The organism is Pseudomonas sp., assembly GCF_017744435.1.
Lineage (GTDB): Bacteria > Pseudomonadota > Gammaproteobacteria > Pseudomonadales > Pseudomonadaceae > Aquipseudomonas.
The window spans coordinates 1-17395 of sequence record NZ_JAGIBG010000054.1 but is presented as its reverse complement, the minus strand read 5'-3'; the positions used below and the strand labels follow the sequence as shown (position 1 = coordinate 17395).

14 protein-coding genes are annotated in these 17395 nt (G+C 63.6%); 1 reads left to right on the top strand and 13 read right to left on the bottom strand.

Annotated elements, in window-relative coordinates; genetic code table 11:
• From gcvP to arcD (J7573_RS24940), 8 genes are all read right to left on the bottom strand, one after another.
• Positions 1-2338: aminomethyl-transferring glycine dehydrogenase (gene gcvP, locus J7573_RS24975; RefSeq protein WP_294341096.1), on the bottom strand; the 2338-nt coding region annotated here is incomplete at its 3' end.
• A gap of 11 nt (positions 2339-2349) precedes the next feature.
• A complete protein-coding gene (gene gcvH / locus J7573_RS24970) occupies positions 2350-2733 on the bottom strand; it encodes a glycine cleavage system protein GcvH (protein WP_294341095.1) in 384 nt (127 codons plus the stop codon).
• A 265-nt stretch (positions 2734-2998) separates the two neighbouring features.
• On the bottom strand, positions 2999-4507 hold the full coding sequence (locus J7573_RS24965; RefSeq protein WP_294341094.1) for a sigma-54-dependent transcriptional regulator: 1509 nt from the start codon (positions 4505-4507) through the stop codon (positions 2999-3001).
• A gap of 83 nt (positions 4508-4590) precedes the next feature.
• Entirely contained in the window at positions 4591-4959 is a 369-nt protein-coding gene (locus tag J7573_RS24960; protein ID WP_110637406.1) for a DUF5064 family protein, read from the bottom strand.
• A 55-nt stretch (positions 4960-5014) separates the two neighbouring features.
• The gene (gene arcC / locus J7573_RS24955) at positions 5015-5944 is read right to left on the bottom strand and encodes a carbamate kinase (protein ID WP_294341092.1); all 930 of its coding nucleotides are present in this window, start codon (positions 5942-5944) and stop codon (positions 5015-5017) included.
• A gap of 63 nt (positions 5945-6007) precedes the next feature.
• A complete protein-coding gene (locus J7573_RS24950) occupies positions 6008-7018 on the bottom strand; it encodes an ornithine carbamoyltransferase (RefSeq protein WP_079229571.1) in 1011 nt (336 codons plus the stop codon).
• Positions 7019-7088: 70 nt separating this feature from the next.
• Entirely contained in the window at positions 7089-8342 is a 1254-nt protein-coding gene (gene arcA, locus J7573_RS24945; protein WP_294341089.1) for an arginine deiminase, read from the bottom strand.
• Between the two features lie 33 nt (positions 8343-8375).
• A complete protein-coding gene (gene arcD, locus J7573_RS24940) occupies positions 8376-9803 on the bottom strand; it encodes an arginine-ornithine antiporter (protein ID WP_294341088.1) in 1428 nt (475 codons plus the stop codon).
• 433 nt (positions 9804-10236) lie between these two features.
• Between arcD (J7573_RS24940) and arcD (J7573_RS24935) the strand changes: the two genes are divergently transcribed.
• A complete protein-coding gene (gene arcD, locus J7573_RS24935; RefSeq protein ID WP_294341086.1) occupies positions 10237-11664 on the top strand; it encodes an arginine-ornithine antiporter in 1428 nt (475 codons plus the stop codon).
• On the opposite strand, the gene J7573_RS24930 is transcribed toward arcD (J7573_RS24935), so the two are convergent.
• The 5 genes from J7573_RS24930 to J7573_RS24910 form a co-directional block, all read right to left on the bottom strand.
• The gene (locus J7573_RS24930; RefSeq protein ID WP_294341084.1) at positions 11644-12057 is read right to left on the bottom strand and encodes a YbaN family protein; all 414 of its coding nucleotides are present in this window, start codon (positions 12055-12057) and stop codon (positions 11644-11646) included. The genes arcD (J7573_RS24935) and J7573_RS24930 overlap by 21 nt on opposite strands.
• A gap of 53 nt (positions 12058-12110) precedes the next feature.
• Positions 12111-12704 carry a biliverdin-producing heme oxygenase gene (locus J7573_RS24925; protein WP_294341081.1) on the bottom strand — a complete coding sequence of 198 codons (594 nt, stop codon included), beginning with the start codon at positions 12702-12704 and terminating at the stop codon, positions 12111-12113.
• Positions 12705-12912: 208 nt separating this feature from the next.
• Positions 12913-15498 carry a TonB-dependent receptor gene (locus J7573_RS24920; protein ID WP_294341079.1) on the bottom strand — a complete coding sequence of 862 codons (2586 nt, stop codon included), beginning with the start codon at positions 15496-15498 and terminating at the stop codon, positions 12913-12915.
• Between the two features lie 125 nt (positions 15499-15623).
• Complete coding sequence (locus J7573_RS24915; RefSeq protein WP_294341077.1) at positions 15624-16586, bottom strand: FecR domain-containing protein; 963 nt, start codon at positions 16584-16586, stop codon at positions 15624-15626.
• A gap of 90 nt (positions 16587-16676) precedes the next feature.
• The gene (locus J7573_RS24910; protein ID WP_085673511.1) at positions 16677-17189 is read right to left on the bottom strand and encodes an RNA polymerase sigma factor; all 513 of its coding nucleotides are present in this window, start codon (positions 17187-17189) and stop codon (positions 16677-16679) included.
• Positions 17190-17395 lie beyond the last annotated feature (206 nt).

Sequence of the window (17395 nt, the reverse complement as noted above, 5' to 3'; positions counted from 1 at the left end):
TGGCGTTGAGGATCGCCATCTGCGACGCACGCTTGAGGCCGGCACCGCCCATCATGCGAATGTACATCCAGGTGATCGGCAGGATGCTGGCGCTGCCGAACGGCGCGGCGCACACCGCGCCCTCGGTGTTTGCAAGCGCAGCGTGGCCTGGCAGGAACGGCGCCAGGTGCGACTTGACGCCAATCGGGCCGACGCCCGGGCCGCCACCGCCGTGCGGGATACAGAAGGTCTTGTGCAGGTTCAGGTGGGAAACGTCGCCACCGAACTTGCCTGGGGCGCAGAGGCCGACCATGGCGTTCATGTTGGCGCCGTCGATGTAAACCTGGCCGCCGTTGTCGTGGATGATCGCGCAGATTTCGCCGATCGCTTCCTCGAACACGCCGTGGGTCGACGGGTAGGTGATCATGATCGCGGCCAGGCGCTCGCGGTGCTCGATGGCCTTGGCCCGCAGATCCTCGACATCGACGTTGCCGCGGGCGTCACAGGCGGTGACCACCACGCGCATGCCGGCCATGTGCGCGGTGGCCGGGTTGGTGCCGTGGGCCGAAGACGGGATCAGGCAGATGTCGCGGTGGCCTTCGCCACGGCTGCGGTGGTAGGCACGGATGGCCAAGAGGCCGGCGTACTCACCCTGGGAGCCGGCGTTGGGTTGCAGCGACACGGCGTCGTAGCCGGTGGCGGCGCAGAGCATGGCCTCCAGCTCGGTGGTCATCTGCAGGTAGCCCTGGCTTTGCGCGGCCGGGGCGAACGGGTGCAGGTTGCCGAACTCGGCCCAGGTCACCGGGATCATTTCGCTGGCAGCGTTGAGCTTCATGGTGCACGAGCCCAGCGGGATCATGCTGCGGTCCAGCGCCAGGTCCTTGTCGGCCAGGCGACGCAGGTAGCGCATCAGCTCGGTTTCGCTGTGGTAGCGGTTGAACACCGGGTGTTCGAGGATGGCCGACTGGCGCAGCAGGGCGGCCGGCAGGCGCGAGCCGGTGCTGGCGGCCAGGGCGGCGAAGTCAGGCTGGGCCTGGTCGGCGCCGAACAGCTGCCAGAGGGCTTCGACGTCGGCCTGGGTGCTGGTCTCGTCGAGCGACAGGCCCAGGTGAGCGGCGTCGATCTGCCGCAGGTTGATGCGCAGGGCGCGGGCCTTGTCGTGCAGGCTGGCGGTGGCGTTGCCGGTGGCCAGGGTCAGGGTGTCGAAAGCGCTTTCGCCAACCACGTCCAGGCCCAGGGCTTTCAGGCCGGCAGCCAGAATCGCGGTCAGGGCGTGGGTGCGTTCGGCAATGCGCTTGAGGCCGGCCGGGCCATGGTACACGGCGAACATGCTGGCGATGTTGGCCAGCAGCACCTGGGCGGTGCAGATGTTGCTGGTGGCCTTCTCGCGGCGGATGTGCTGTTCGCGGGTCTGCATGGCCAGGCGCAGGGCGGTCTTGCCGAAGCGGTCGATGGATACGCCGACCAGGCGGCCCGGCATGTCGCGCTTGAAGGCATCACGCGTGGCGAAGTAGGCCGCGTGCGGGCCACCGAAGCCCAGTGGCACGCCGAAGCGCTGGGCGCTGCCGATGGCCACGTCGGCGTCGAACTCGCCTGGCGGGGTCAGCAGGGTCAGGGCCAGCAGGTCGGCGGCAACGGCGACCAGGGCGTTGGCGGCGTGGAAACGCGCGACGACTTCACGGTAGTCGAATACTTCGCCGTTGCTGGCCGGGTATTGCAGCAGGGCGCCGAAGAAGGCGCTGACATCGCCCAGTTCACGTTCGTCGCCGACCACGATCTCGATGCCCAGCGGTTCGGCACGGGTGCGCAGCACGTCGAGGGTCTGCGGGTGGCAGTGCACGGAGGCGAAGAAGGTGTGGCTGGCCTTGTTCTTCGACAGGCGCTTGCAGAAGGTCATGGCTTCGGCAGCGGCGGTGGCTTCGTCGAGCAAGGAGGCGTTGGCGATCGGCAGGCCGGTGAGGTCGCTGATCAGGGTCTGGAAGTTCAGCAGCGCTTCCAGGCGGCCCTGGGAAATTTCTGGCTGATACGGGGTGTAGGCGGTGTACCAGGCCGGGTTTTCCAGCAGGTTGCGCAGGATCGGCGCTGGGGTGTGGGTGTTGTAGTAGCCCTGGCCGATGTAGCTCTTGAACAACTCGTTCTTGCCGGCGATGGCTTTCAGCGCAGCGAGGGCATCGGCCTCGCTCTGGCCGTCTTCCGAGCCGAGCACGCTGGTGCCCTTGATGCTGTCGGGGATGACGGCGGCGCTCATGGCCTCCAGCGAGTCGAAGCCCAGGGTGGCGAGCATGGCCTGCTCGTCAGCGGCGCGCGGGCCGATGTGACGGGCGATGAATTCGTTGGCGGTGCCGAGGTTGATGGTCATGGTCGGGTTCCTCAGGCGTCGTCGTTGGCTTTGATCAGGCGGTCGTAGGCGTCCTGGTCGAGCAGGGCTTGGACTTCGGCCATGTCGGCAGGCTTGAAGCGGAAGAACCAGCCTTCGCCCAGCGGGTCTTCGTTGACCAGTTCGGGGCTGTCGTTGAGGCCTTCGTTGACGGCGACCACTTCACCGGTCAGGGGCATGTACACGCCGCTGGCGGCTTTCACCGACTCGACGGTGGAGGCTTCGGCGCCTTTGTCGTACGCCTGCAGCTCAGGCAGTTGCACATAGACCACATCGCCAAGGGCGTTCTGGGCGTAGGCAGTGATGCCCACGGTGACGCTACCGTCGGCTTCGACGCGCAGCCATTCGTGATCTTCGGTGAAACGCAACTCGCTCATGGGGAATCCTCGGGAAGCAGGGCGTTGGGCGCGGTGGGTCCGCGCTCTTGGGTTAGGATTCCCTTAGCAATAATGCGGCCAGTAGTAAAAAATCCTTATAAATCAAAGGTTTGATTGTTTTCTGTAATCAGCTTGTCATTCTTGTGGAATGAAAACGCTACAGCTGCGTGAGATAGGAAAAGGTTTGAAGGATCAAACCCTTGAACAGGCGCGTCAGAATGGCTATGTATCGAATTAATTACAGTGTAATGAATTCGTTCCTGCCTCAATTCCGGGTTGAAATACCATACTTACGCAAGCGCTGGGCAATCGCTGTATGCGAGGTCTGCAGCCGCCCCGCCAGCTGTCGGGTCGAGGGATAACTGGCATAAAGCCTCTGCAGCAATTCGCGCTCGAAATCGCCCACCGCCTGCTCCAGGCTTGCCACGTCGCCATCCTGCCCACGCGCCACCGATGTCCCGGCGATGTCCAGGTCTCCGATATCCACCAGGTTGCTCTCGCAGATCGCCGCCGCACGGAAGATCACGTTCTGCAGCTGGCGCACGTTGCCTGGCCAAGGGTTGGCCAGCAGCGCTGAATGGGTGGTCGGGGTAAGCCGGCAGGGAGGCCGCTGGATCTGCGTGCAGGCCTGCTGCATGAAGTAATGCGCCAGCATGAGGATATCCTGGCCACGCTCGCGCAGTGGCGGTACCTGCAGGTTGAGCACGTTGAGGCGGTAGAACAGGTCCTCGCGGAAGGTGCCTTCGGCGACCATGCGTTCCAGGTCGCGGTGGGTGGCGCTGATGATGCGTACATCCACCTTCACCTCGCGGTCGCCACCGACGCGGCGGAAGCTGCCATCGCTGAGAAAACGCAACAGCTTGGCCTGCAGGTACGGCGACATTTCGCCGATCTCGTCGAGAAACACCGTGCCCTGGTTGGCCAGCTCCATCAGCCCCGGCTTGCCGCCGCGTTGGGCGCCGGTGAAGGCACCGGGGGCGTAGCCGAACAGCTCGCTCTCGGCCAGGCTCTCGGGCAGCGCGGCGCAGTTCAGGGCGAGGAACGGCGCAGTGTGGCGGCTGCTGATGGCATGGCAGGCGCGGGCCACCAGTTCCTTGCCGGTGCCGGTTTCGCCGTGAACCAGCAGCGGCGCGTCGAGGGCCGCCACGCGCAGGGCGCGGGCCTTGAGGGTGCGAATTGCAGGAGACTCGCCAAGCAGCGCATCGAAGCCTTCGGCGTGGTCGTGGTGCAGGGCGGACAGGCGCTCACCCATGCGGTTGGGCGGATACAAAGTCAGCAGGCCGCCTGCGTTGGTGATCGGCGAGGCGTCCAGCAGCAGGCTCTGGCCGTTGAGCTGCATCTCACGCATCGGCAGGTGGAAGTTGTTGTCCAGCAGGGCCTGCAGCAGGCCGGGGTCGTTGAACAGCTCACCCACCGAGCGCCCGGCGGATTCGCGGCCGCACAGGGCGATCAGCGCCGGGTTGGCCAGCAGCACCTTGCCGGCGCTGTCGACCGCCAGCACCGGGTCGCTCATGGCGGCGAGCAGGGCGTCGAGCTGCAGGTGGCGGCGCTGGCCGGGGAGAATGTCGACCACGTCCACCGACTGCACGCCACGGACTTCGAACAACGCGTCGTGGAGTTCTTCGAGGACCGCCGGGCTGAGGGTCGGGGCATCGATGTAGACGTTCGGCGGGACCATCTCCACGGCGTCCAGGTTGAGGTTGCGGGCACCGAGCAGGGCAAGGACTTCCTGGGTGATGCCGACGCGGTCGATGAAGCTGACGTGGATGCGCATGGGGGAGGCAGGGGTTGTGGCCGGGGAGGGCAGTAGTATGCCTTAACATCGCCGGGGCCGCAGAGCAGCCCCGGGTCTTGAAATCACTCGAGGTGTTCAGGCTTGATCGGGTCGCCCGACTTCACATCGAGCTTTTCGCGAATGTCCTTGAACATCCAGTCATAGATCTTGTGCGGCGAACCCAGGTTCTCGAATTTCTTCGGGGGCGGCAGGTATGACTGGGCTCTGCGAGACAATTGCATGAGGAAACTGGGTAGTACTTGATCCTTGGCCAGGAAGAACTTTTCTTCTACCGACTTGCCTTCGATGCTGCCGTGCATGTGGAACTGGATACCCCTGCCTTCCTTGGGGTCCGAGACCGCTTCGTAATCGACCTTGAGGTCGTAACTGTGATCAGCCGGGTTCAACGCGGTGCGCTCGATGTGTACATGACCTGGCTCGTACTTGGCCATGGCAGACTCCTTGGGAAGGTGAAAATGGCGGGCCCGGTAAGCCCGCCCACTGCAATCAACGGTAGCTGATACCTGGCTTTTCGGTACTCACGCGGGTACCGGCGACACCTTTGACGATGCCCTCGATATTCTCCAGCGAGCTGATCACCGCCACCTTGCCGGTGTGGCGGGCAAAGTCGCAGGCTGCCTGCACCTTCGGCCCCATGGAACCGGCGGCGAAACCGAGGCGTTCGAGCTCGTCGGGATGGGCCTGGGCAATGGCTTTCTGGGTCGGCTTGCCCCAGTCAATGTAGGCGCCATCGACGTCGGTGGCGATTACCAGAAGGTCGGCTTCCAGCTGTTCGGCCAGCAGCGCCGAGCACAGGTCCTTGTCGATCACCGCCTCGATGCCTTTGAGCTTGCGGTTTTCATCGTACATGGTGGGGATGCCACCACCGCCGGCGCAGATCACGATGCTGCTCTTTTCCAGCAGCCACTTGATCGGGCGGATTTCGAAGATGCGCTTGGGTTTTGGGCTGGCGACCACGCGGCGGTACTTGTCGCCGTCGGCCTTGACCACCCAGCCTTTTTCCTTGGCCAGGCGCTCGGCCTCTTCCTTGCTGTAGACCGGGCCGATGAATTTGCTCGGATCCTTGAAGGCCGGGTCGTTGGCGTCCACTTCCACCTGGGTCAGCAGGGTGGCGAACGGCACTTCGAAGGCCAGCAGGTTGCCCAGCTCCTGTTCGATCATGTAGCCGATCATGCCTTCGGTTTCGGCACCGAGCACGTCGAGCGGGTAGGCTTCGTCAGGCTTGTAGGCCATGCCCTGGAGTGACAGCAGGCCTACCTGGGGGCCGTTGCCGTGGGCGATGACCAGTTCGTTGCCGGGGTGAATCTTGGCGATCTGCTCGGTGGCGGTGCGGATATTGGCGCGCTGGTTGTCAGCGGTCATGGGCTCGCCACGGCGCAGCAGGGCGTTGCCGCCCAATGCAACAACGATACGCATGGGGAATGTCCTTTAACGAAGAGGGAAGGGCGCCGCCCCATGGGCAAGGGCGGCGCGGCCGGCTTACAGGTCAGCCAAGGTCGAAACCAGGATCGCCTTGATGGTGTGCATGCGGTTTTCCGCCTGCTCGAAGGCGATGCACGCTGGCGACTCGAACACGTCATCGGTCACTTCGATGCCGTTGGCCAGGTCCGGATACTGTTCGGCAATCTGCTTGCCGACCTTGGTCTCGGAGTTGTGGAACGCCGGCAGGCAGTGCATGAACTTGGTCCGTGGGTTGCCGCTGGCTTTCATCAGCTCCTTGTTCACCTGATAGGGCTTGAGCTGCTTGATGCGCTCGCCCCAGGCTTCGATCGGCTCGCCCATCGAGACCCAGACGTCGGTGTGGATGAAGTCGACGCCCTTGACCGCGGCCTTGGGGTCTTCGGTCAGGGTGATGCGTGCGCCGCTTTCTTCGGCGTACTTGTGGCAACGTTCGACCAGGTCGTCATGTGGCCACAGCGCCTTGGGCGCGGCGATGCGCACGTCCATGCCGAGCTTGGCGCCGATCAGCAGCAGCGAGTTGCCCATGTTGTTGCGGGCGTCGCCCAGGTAGGCGTAGCTGATGTCGTGCAGCGGCTTGTCGCTGTGCTCACGCATGGTCAGCACGTCGGCGATCATCTGGGTCGGGTGGTATTCGTCGGTCAGGCCGTTGAATACCGGCACGCCGGCGAACTTGGCCAGCTCTTCGACGATTTCCTGCTTGAAGCCGCGGTACTCGATGGCGTCGTACATGCGCCCGAGCACGCGGGCGGTGTCCTTCATGCTTTCCTTGTGGCCGATCTGCGAGGAGTTGGGGTCGATGTAGGTGACGTTGGCGCCCTGGTCATAGGCGGCGACTTCGAAGGCGCAGCGGGTGCGGGTCGAGGTCTTCTCGAAGATCAGGGCGATGTTGTTGCCTTTCAGGTGCTGCTGCTCGGTGCCGGTGTACTTGGCGCGCTTGAGGTCGCGGGACAGGTCCAGCAGGTAGCGCAGCTCGCGGGTGGTGTGGTGTTCGAGGCTGAGCAGGTTGCGGTTGTGAATGTTGAACGCCATGACTTTTCTCCTTGAATTCGGTGATGTCCCGGCCGCTGCTTCGTGAGTGCGGCCGGGTGTGCGATGGGCGTTAGTAGTCGATTGGGTCGCGCACGATCGGGCAGGTCATGCAGTGGCCGCCGCCACGGCCCCGGCCCAGCTCGCCGGCGCTGATGGTGATGACCTCGATGCCGGCCTTGCGCAGCAGGGTGTTGGTGTAGGTGTTGCGGTCGTAGCCGATGACCACGCCTGGCTCGATGGCCACCACGTTGTTGCCGTCATCCCACTGTTCGCGTTCGGCGGCGAAGCTGTTGCCGCCGGTCTCGACCACGCGCAGCTTGACGCCCAGCTGCTCGCCGACCACCTCGATGAACGACTTGTTGATGCGGCGCACGTCCATGCCGTAGGGCTTTTTCTCGTCCGGACGGATGATGAACGGTACGATTTCGTTCACCACTTCCGGGAAGACCGTGACCAGGTCGCGGTCGCAGAAGCTGAACACGGTGTCCAGGTGCATGGCAGCGCGGGACTTCGGCAGGCCGGCAACGATGACTTCCTTGACCGCACCCTTGGCGAACAGGTTGCGTGCCAGCTGGCCGATGGCCTGGCGCGAGGTACGCTCGCCCATGCCGATCAGCACGATGCCGTTGCCGATCGGCATCACGTCACCGCCTTCGAGGGTGGACTGGCCGTGTTCCTTGTCCGGGTCGCCGTACCAGACTTCGAAGTCGGCTTCGGTGAACTCCTTGTGGAACTTGTAGATGGCGGTGGTCAGCAGGGTTTCCTGGCGACGCGCCGGCCAGTACATCGGGTTCAGCGTCACGCCACCGTAGATCCAGCAAGTGGTGTCACGGGTGAACTGGGTGTTGGGCAGCGGCGGCAGGATGAAGCTGGAGTGGCCCAGGTAGTCGTTGTACATCTTGACCACATCGGCACCTTCGCTCTGCGGCAGGTCCTGGCCCGCCACACCACCGATCAGGAACTCGGCGAGCTTGCGCGGCTCGAGACCTTCCAGCCAGCTGCGCACTTCGTTGTTCAGGCCCACACCAACGGTGTCATCGGTGATCTTGCGGTCCAGGATCCATTTCAGGGCTTCGGGTTGCTGGACGATGTCGGTCAGCAGGTTGTGCATTTCCAGCACATCGACGCCGCGTTCGCGCATCTTGGTGACGAAGTCGAAATGGTCACGCTTGGCCTGGTCGACCCAGATCACATCGTCGAACAGCAGCTCGTCACAGTTGCTTGGCGTCAGCCGCTTGTGCGCCAGGCCCGGCGCGCAAACCATTACCTTGCGCAGCTTGCCGGCTTCGGAGTGGACACCGTACTTCTGTTTTTCAGCGGACATGGTTTCATTCCTCCAATTGAACGAAGACGTGGGTCAAAGGGTCAGGAAGCCGTCATACAGGCCGAAGGCTGCCACCAGGGCGCCGACGACCACGGCTGCGAAGATCAGTTTTTCCACGTTGGTAAAGATCGGTTGGCCTACTTCACGCTTGGCCTTGGCGAACAGGATCGCGCCAGGGGCATAGAGCAGGGCCGAGAGCAGCAGGTATTTCACGCCGCCGGCATACAGCAGCCAGATGGCGTACAGCAGGGCGACGGCGCCGATGAACAGGTCTTTCTTGCGTTCTGCCAGGGCTTGTTCGTAGGTTTCGCTGCGCAGCGCCAGCAGGAAGGCATAGGCCGCCGACCACAAGTAGGGCACCAGGATCATCGAGGTGGCGAGGTAGATCAGCGACAGGTAGGTACTGCTGGAGAACAGGGTGATGACCAAGAAGATCTGCACCATGGCGTTGGTCAGCCACAGGGCGTTGGCCGGCACCTGGTTGGCGTTCTCGCGGCGCAGGAACTCCGGCATGGTGTGGTCCTTGGCGGCGGCGAACATGATCTCGGCACACAGCAGCACCCACGACAGCAGGGCCCCGAGCAGCGAGATGATCAGGCCGACACTGATCAGCACCGCGCCCCAGTGACCGACCACGTGCTCAAGCACGGCGGCCATCGACGGGTTCTGCAGCTTGGCCAGTTCCGGTTGGGTCATGATGCCCAGCGACAGCACGTTGACCAGTACCAGGAACAACAGCACGGTGACGAAGCCGATGACCGTGGCCTTGCCCACGTCGGAGCGTTTTTCCGCGCGGGACGAGAAGATGCTCGCGCCCTCGATGCCGATGAACACCCACACGGTGACCAGCATCATGTTGCGCACCTGGTTCATCACGCTGCCCAGGTCAGGCGTGCCCACCGCCCAGATGTCGGCGGTGAAGATGTCGAGCTTGAAGGCGAACAGGCAGATCAAGGCGAACAGCAGCAGCGGCACGACCTTGGCCACGGTGGTGACCAGGTTGATGAACGCCGCTTCCTTGATGCCACGCAGTACCAGGAAGTGCACGGCCCAGAGCAGCACCGAGGCACCGATGATCGCCGCCGGGGTGTTGCCTTCACCGAAGATCGGGAAGAAGTAACCGAGGGTGCTGAACAGCAGCACGAAGTAACCAACGTTGCCCAGCCAGGCACTGATCCAGTAGCCCCAGGCTGAAGAAAAGCCCATGTAGTCGCCGAAGCCAGCCTTGGCATAGGCGTATACACCGCCATCCAGGTCAGGCTTGCGGTTGGCCAGGGTCTGGAACACGAAGGCCAGGGTCAGCATGCCGACCGCCGTGATGGCCCAGCCGATCAGTACCGCACCGACACCGGCGCTGGCGGCCATGTTTTGCGGCAGCGAAAAGATCCCGCCACCGATCATCGAACCGACCACAAGTGCAACTAACGCGCCGAGCTTTAGTTTTCCGGAAGAATCAGACATTTAACAACTCCTGCCAGGAGAAAGTTGCGACAGAGTAAATCCGACGCCGTGGCCATGAGCTGACATAGGTCAGTTCATGGCTACGTGAGGGTAGGAAATTTCCCACACGTGACTCCTGGAGAGTGCCGACAGCTCTGCTGCAGGCCTTGTGCGCTGGCACCTCCATGTACTACTAGAGCAAACGCTCTGTTTAGCCTGCGATGTCTGAAGCTAGCCGCTTTTGCCGCTTTCGCAAATTTTTCACAAGAATTTCGAGTTTTATCAGATTCTTTTCTAGTTGCTTGGCAGCTGCTAGTTTTTACAGAAGCAGGTCGATAGACATTGTGGTTATTAATGCTATAGGTTTACTGGTTTTGACCATATAAGTAACAGCATTTATATGGCGCCCATGTCTGTTGCAAACGCATGACAGCTCGGAAAATAAGGGAGCCCCATGAGCGAACCGGGACAAAAGTTGCGTCTGGGTGCACTGATCGCACTGGTGGTCGGCTCGATGATCGGTGGCGGGATCTTCTCGCTGCCGCAGAACATGGCCGCCCGTGCCGATGTCGGTGCGGTACTGATCGGCTGGGCGATCACGGCGGTGGGCATGCTGGCACTGGCCTTCGTGTTCCAGACCCTGGCCAACCGCAAGCCCGAGCTGGATTCGGGGGTATACGCCTACGCCAAGGCCGGCTTCGGCGAATATATGGGCTTCTCTTCCGCCTGGGGCTACTGGATCAGCGCCTGGTTGGGCAACGTCGGTTATTTCGTGCTGCTGTTCAGCACCCTCGGCTTCTACTTCCCGGTGTTTGGCGAGGGCAACACGCCGATTGCCATCGGCTGCGCCTCGTTGCTGCTGTGGGCGGTGCATTTCCTGGTGTTGCGTGGCATCAAGGAAGCGGCGTTCATCAACCAGGTGACCACCGTGGCCAAGGTGGTGCCATTGCTGATCTTCGTGGTCATCGCCGCCTTTGCCTTCCGTGCCGACATCTTCACCCGTGATATCTGGGGCCTGAGCAACCCGCAGTTCGGTAATGTGCTGGACCAGGTGCGCAACATGATGCTGGTCACGGTGTTCGTGTTCATCGGTATCGAGGGCGCGAGTGTGTACTCCGGGCGGGCGCAGCGCCGCTCCGACGTTGGCAAGGCCACGGTGATCGGTTTTCTCGGCGTGCTGGCGCTGCTGGTGCTGGTCAACGTGCTGTCGCTGGGGGTGATGACCCAGCCGGAGCTGGCCGGGTTGCAGAACCCGTCACTGGCCTCGGTGCTTGAGCATATCGTCGGCCCATGGGGCGCCTTGCTGATCAGCATTGGCCTGGCGGTATCGCTGCTCGGCGCCTTGCTGTCGTGGGCACTGCTGTGCGCAGAAATTCTCTACGCCACGGCGCGTGACAAGACCATGCCGCGCTTTCTGGCCAAGGAGAACGCCAACCACGTGCCGGCCAATGCCCTCTGGCTGACCAACTGCATGATCCAGGGCTTCCTCCTGATCACGCTGGTTTCAGAGGGCACCTATACCAGCCTGATCTACCTGGCATCGTCGATGATTCTGGTGCCCTACCTGTGGTCGGCGGCCTATGCCGTGCTGTTGGCCTGGCGCGGGGAAAGCTACGAAGGGCAGGCAGGGCTGCGGCGCAAGGACCTGATGGTGGCCGCGCTGGCGCTGCTGTATGCGGTGTGGCTGTTGTACGCGGGCGGCCTCAAGTACCTGCTGCTGTCGGCACTGCTCTATGCCCCAGGGGTCATCCTCTTTGCCCGGGCCAAGCACGAGCAAGGGCAGACGCTGTTCACCACCTGGGAGAAGCTGATTTTCGCGGCCGTGCTGGCGGGTGCGGCACTGGCTGCCTACTTGCTGTATTCAGGGCTGTTGAGCTTGTGAGGCAGCGGGGCAGGGCTGTTCAGGGCGCGACCAGATCCACAGGTTGCCCAGGGTCATGCCGGCAATCGCCAGAAACACCGGCCAGTGGTGTTCGAGGAAGACCAGCATCAAGCCTGCGCACAGCAGCATGCTGACGGTGGCACTGACCTTGGCACGGCGCTGGATCACCTTGCCGTTGCGCCAGTTGTAGAGGATCGGCCCGAACAGGCGATGGTTTTCCAGCCAGGCAGACAGGCGTGGCGAACTGCGCGTGGCGGCCCAGGCGGCCAGCAGGATGAACTCGGTGGTCGGCAGGCCGGGGATGACGATCGCGACCAGGCCTATCCCCAAGCTTACATAAGCCAGGATGCCGTACAGCAGGCGGGACAGTTTCGAGCGGGCGGGTCGGGTCATGGTCTCACTGCAAAAAACGTCCGGCCACCGGAGAGGCGGCCGGTTGATGCGTCTCAGGCCAGCGCGGTATCCGCGGCGTAGGCATGCTTGAGCAGTTCGGTGAAACGCTCGAAGGCGGCAACCGCTGCGCGCTCGGCGGCGGCGTCTTCCTCGGGCGAAAGCTCAAGGCCATCGAGGATACGGGTGAACTGCTTCCAGCCTTCGGCACGGCCACCGGCCGGCTCGCCGAGGTGGCGGGCACCGAAACTGTCGGACAATTCCAGGGCCACGGCACGCTTGATCAGAAACGCAGCGCCAAGTTTGGAGCCTTCCGAGACGAAGATCCAGCCCATGGCTTCACCCAGGGTCGGATTGTGCAGGGCGCCGGGCACGGCGGCCGGGACTTCGGTATTCAGGTCGGCGAGGTCCAGGCGGGCCTGTTCGGCGCGGCAGCGCTCGGCCAGGTCGGGGACGATGGCGATCAGTTGCGGGTCGTTGTACAGGGCCTGCAGTTCGGCCTGGAACAGGTATTGGGCGACGACGAAGCGGGCGAAGCTTTCGCGGCTGTCGAATGGCGCATGGGATTTGACCAGGGCGTCGAGCTCGCTGTGCGGAGCGTGGGTGGCCTGGTTCAGGCGTTGCGAGCGCAGGGCTGGGCGGTCGGTCATGGGCGTGTCCTTGGTAAATGAGGGCGTCTAGTGACAAGACGAAGCAGCGGGGCAGGAACAGTAAAAAAACTGGGATTTTTTGTTGCCAGTACCGGCCCCTTCGCGGGCACGCCCGCTCCCACAAGTACTGCACAGGTGTTGAACCCTGCGGTACTCCTGTGGGAGCGGGCGTGCCCGCGAAGAGGCCGGTACTGACTAAACGCTCAGGTCAGATATCCCACACCACATTGACGGCGAAGTTGCGCCCCGGCATGGTCAGGCGGTCGAGGTTGGCTGGCTGGGTCACACCTGCCTCGCCCTGGCCGTCGTAACCGCGCACCGAATCCCACTGCCAGTACTTCTTGTCGGTCAGGTTGTACAGCCCGGCGTTGACGGTGACGTCGTCGGTGACTTTGTAGAAGCCGCTCAGGTCAAGCACGCCATAACCCGGTGTGCGGAACTGCGAGCTCTGGCCGTCCGGTGCGAAGAACGTGGTGTCGTCGACGCGGGTCTTGCGCTTGACCAGGGTCCAGCTCAGCAGGCCGCCATAGTTCGGCTGCTCGTAACCCAGGCCGAACACGCCGGTCAGCGGGTTGACGCTGTTCAGCGGCTGGCCGTTGTCATCGTTGCGGCCATGGGCGTAGGCGATCGAGCCCTGGGTGTACAGGCCCTGCGGCGCACCGAAGTGGTCGAGGTTCAGGCGGCCCTTGACCTCGGCGCCGTTGATGGTGGCGTGCTTGATGTTGTTGGCCTGGAACGTGGTTCCCAGGTTGGCCGACTGCACGGCGTCTTCGTCGATGAAGTCGCGGTACTTGTTGTAGAACACCGCCACGTCGAAGTTGCCGGCGTCGAAGTTGCCGCGCAGGCCGGTTTCGTAGCTCTTGCTCTTCTCCGGCTCGAGCCCGGGGTTGCCCTGCACGCTGTAGCCCAGGGTCGGGTTATCGAAGCGCCCGTACATCGACTTGGCCGTCGGGGTGCGGAAGCCTTCGGCGTACTGGCCGTACCAGGTGTAGTTGTCATTGAAGGCATAGGTCAGGCCGAACTTGGGCGAGACGCGGTGCCATTTCTTGTCCGAGTCGTCGAGGCTGCTCGGGGCGGTGCCTGAGCCCTGGATGCCACGCAGGAACTCCTCGGTGAACTTCGGCTCCATGCGCGTGTAGTCGTAGCGCGCGCCGGGCATGAAGGTCCAGTTGTTCCAGCGGATTTCATCCTGCACGAACAGGCTGTAGGTGTTCACGGTCGGGTCCGGGAAGTCACTGACCAGTGCCTGGGCATCGCTGGTGCTGACCTGGCCGATGGCGCGGCAGGCCCCACCGACTGCCAGGCAGGTGCCGGTGCCGCTACGCGAGCCGGTGACCTTCTCGTGCTTGAGGGTGGTGCCGTAGGTCAGCAGGTGATCGGTGGCACCAATGCTGAAGGCCTTGTCCAGCTGGGCGTCGAACACCCACTGGCGGTCCTTGTAGGTGGTGTCGCGGGTGCGCAGCACGGTGCGGCTGAACGGGAAGTAGACTTCCTCGGTGCTCTGGTCGGTCTTGGCGATCTGGTAGTTCAGGCTCCATTTCACGTGGTCGGCGACCAGCGAATCCAGGCCGAACTCATGGTTGATGCCGAAACGCTCGCGGGTCACGGTGTCGTTGCCGGTGCGGCTGCGGTACATGCCCAGGCCGGCGCCGTTGGTGAACGGGCCACCGACGGCGCTGAGGATGTTCTGGTCGCGGTCATCCTTGTAACGCTCGTAGGTCAGCCCCAGGCGGGCATCGTCGGCGTAGTTCCAGCCCAGCTTGGCCAGGACGTTGGTGGTGCGCACGTCTTCCGGGTTGGCCTCGGTGCGCGACAGGCCGGTGCCACCATGGCTACCGTAGGATTCGGTTTCGTGGCCGTTGCGTTGGCTCAGGTGCAGCAGGCCATCGAAATCACCCGTGCGGCCAGCCACGGTAGCCGAGGTCAGCCAGCTCTCGTCGGCCGAGCTGTAGCCGGTCTTCAGGCGCGCGCCGACGTCCTTGCCTGGCTTGATGATGTCGTCCGGGTCGAGGGTGAAGTAGCTCACCGCGCCGCCGATGGCGTTGCTGCCGTACAGCACCGAAGCCGGGCCGCGGAGGATTTCCACGCGTTTGACGATCTCGGGGTCGACGTAGTTGCGCTGGGTCTGGGCGTAGGGGCCATAGAAGAAGCTGTCGGGGATCGACACGCCATCGACCTGGGTGAGGACGCGCTCACCGTCGATGCCGCGGATGTTGTAGCCGTTCAGGCCGCTGCGTTGGCCGGTGCCCCCCACCGACACACCTGGTTCGTAACGCACCAGTTCCTGGATATTGTTGACGTTCTGCCGGTCCAGTTGCTCGCGGGTCTGCACGCTCACGGTGCTCGGCACCTGGCTCACGTCCTGGGCGCTACGGGTGGCGCTGACGGTCACCTGTTGCAGGGCGATGACGTTGCCCGCCGACTGGCGTTCGAGCACTACATTGCCGTTGCTGATCTTGCGGAAGCCCAGGCCGGTGCCCTGGAGCAGGCGCTTGAGTGCGGCTTCCGGCGCCAGCGAGCCCTGTACTCCCGGCGATGCCACGCCGTCGGCCAACTCGGCGCTGAAGCCGACCTGCCAGCCAGTGACCTTGCTGAAGGCATTGATCGCTTCGACCAGCGGCTGCTGGGCGATGCTGAAGCGGTAGTCACCCATGCGCGGGCTGCTGGCCTGGGCCGGTTCTGCGGCCAGTGCTGGCAGGCTGCAGGCACCGCTGGCGAGGAGCGCCAAGGTCAGCAGGGACAGCTGACCGGTACGGCGGGGAAGGGTGGACGGGCGAGATGGACCTGTGGACATCGAAAGCGCTCCCTGACGCGCGAACTGTTATAGGTGATGACCGTTCTTGTTTTCAAACAAGAATCAGTTGCATTGGCTATAACGAGACGGGCGGGGTTGCGCGATCGCGTAAAAAAACTTTCAGTTCAGTTGATAATCACCACGGCGGGGAATTCGTGCAGTTGCGCCGAAGTGATGTGGGCCAGGGCGCGCAGGGTTTCCAGTGGCTGATCGAGGCGGTAGTTGCCGGTCACCGCCATGTCGTCGAGGTGGTCGTTGCGGTTGATGATCCAGCCGGGGTAATAGCGCCGCACTTCGGCCAGCACCTGGCTCAACGGGCAGTTCTCGAACACCAGGCGGCCGTCGACCCAGGCCAGGTCCTTGTGCATGTCCGGGCGCTGGCGCTGGCCGAAGCCTTGCGGGCCGACACTGATGCTGTCGCCGGCACTGAGGCGGATGCGCTGGTCGCGGGCCCCCTGCAGGTCGACGTCGCCGCGCTGCACGCGAACCTGTGCCTCGCCGTCGAGGTAGCGCACGGCAAAATCGGTGTCGCGCACCTGTGCACGCACGGGGCCTGCCTGCACTTCCAGCGGCAGCTGGGCGCCACCGGGTACCTGGAAGTACGCCTCGCCTTGCAGCAGGCGTGCAACCTGGCGGCCGCCCTGCTGGTCGCTGGCGAAGGCGGAGTTGGTGTTGAGCAGGACCTTGGCGCCGTCATCCAGCTCCAGGCGCTGGCGTTCACCGACCACGGTCAGGTGGTCGGCCTGCAGGCGCACCGGCAGGTTGCCGAAGGTGAACAGCCCGACCAGCAGCACGGCGGCGGTCGCCAGTGGCTTCCAGTGCGCGCGCAGGCGGCCGCGCAGCGAGCGGCGCTGGTGCTGGTGCATGTGCATGGCGGCCTGGCGCAGCGGGGCGCCATTCCACAGGGCTTCGGCCTCGACATAGGCTTCGGCGTTTTCCGGGGCTGCACTGAGCCATTGCTCGAAGGCGAGGGTGTCGGCCTCATTGGCGCACTGCAGGCGCACGAGCCAGTCCAGCGCCTCGTCCAGCGCACGGGCGCGGGCGTCGGGCCCGGTGGCATGCGGGCGAGTGACAGGGCTGTCGGTCACGGTGTGTCCTTGCAGGTATTTTTGCGAATGATCAAGGCTCGGGCGAAGCATGGCAAGCGCCATGCCGCATTCGGCACGCCTGCGCTCGGCTCATTTGAGGCGGTCGGCCACGCCCATGCAGATGGCCATGATCAGTTTCAGTTCCTTCTGTACCGTGCTGGCCGAGACTTGCAGTTGCTCGGCAATTTCCAGATAGCTGGCACCGTGCAGGCGGCTGAGGATGAAGATGCGTTGCTGGCGCTCGGTCAGCTGGTTGAGGCTGACGCTCAGGTGCTTGAGCAGTTGTTCGGCGTGTGCGGCGTCCTCGCTGCTGCCCAGCGGTGACGCGACATTGTGCAGCACCTCGTCGGGCACATCGTCGACCAGCATGCGTGACTGCACTCGCCGCGTGCGCAGGTGGTCCAGGGCGAGGTTACGGGCGGTCTGGAACACGAAGGGTTCGAGGTGTTCGATGGGCCGCTCGCCCAGGGCGCGGGACACCCGCAGGTAGGTTTCCTGCAGCAGGTCCTCGGCGGTGCTGGGGTTGCCCACCATGCGTTGCAGGGTGCGCAGCAGGGAAAGACGCTGGACGAGAAAGACGGAGTTGAACCGGGACTGACTCACGGGGGGACCTGGCCGACGAAAGGTTAATGATAATGCTTATCATCTTGAGGTCAGGTCAAGCCTGGAATTGTTAGGAAAAGGTAAAGATTGTCATTGGCGCTTGCACGATCCCTGTGGGAGCCGCGCTTGCCGGCGATGGGCCGCGAAGCGGCCCCACGATTTCAAGGTTGTTGCAAAATTGCCGGGGCCGCTTCGCGGCCCAACGC

Bases quoted from the DNA above. Each gene is read 5' to 3' on its own strand.
- J7573_RS24930 (WP_294341084.1), bottom strand. From the start codon at position 12,057: ATGACCCGACCCGCCCGCTCGAAACTGTCCCGCCTGCTGTACGGCATC.
- arcD (WP_294341088.1), bottom strand. From the start codon at position 9,803: ATGTCTGATTCTTCCGGAAAACTAAAGCTCGGCGCGTTAGTTGCACTT.
- J7573_RS24960 (WP_110637406.1), bottom strand. From the start codon at position 4,959: ATGGCCAAGTACGAGCCAGGTCATGTACACATCGAGCGCACCGCGTTG.
- J7573_RS24950 (WP_079229571.1), bottom strand. From the start codon at position 7,018: ATGGCGTTCAACATTCACAACCGCAACCTGCTCAGCCTCGAACACCAC.
- arcA (WP_294341089.1), bottom strand. From the start codon at position 8,342: ATGTCCGCTGAAAAACAGAAGTACGGTGTCCACTCCGAAGCCGGCAAG.
- gcvH (WP_294341095.1), bottom strand. From the start codon at position 2,733: ATGAGCGAGTTGCGTTTCACCGAAGATCACGAATGGCTGCGCGTCGAA.
- J7573_RS24965 (WP_294341094.1), bottom strand. From the start codon at position 4,507: ATGCGCATCCACGTCAGCTTCATCGACCGCGTCGGCATCACCCAGGAA.
- J7573_RS24920 (WP_294341079.1), bottom strand. From the start codon at position 15,498: ATGTCCACAGGTCCATCTCGCCCGTCCACCCTTCCCCGCCGTACCGGT.
- arcC (WP_294341092.1), bottom strand. From the start codon at position 5,944: ATGCGTATCGTTGTTGCATTGGGCGGCAACGCCCTGCTGCGCCGTGGC.
- J7573_RS24925 (WP_294341081.1), bottom strand. From the start codon at position 12,704: ATGACCGACCGCCCAGCCCTGCGCTCGCAACGCCTGAACCAGGCCACC.
- arcD (WP_294341086.1), top strand. From the start codon at position 10,237: ATGAGCGAACCGGGACAAAAGTTGCGTCTGGGTGCACTGATCGCACTG.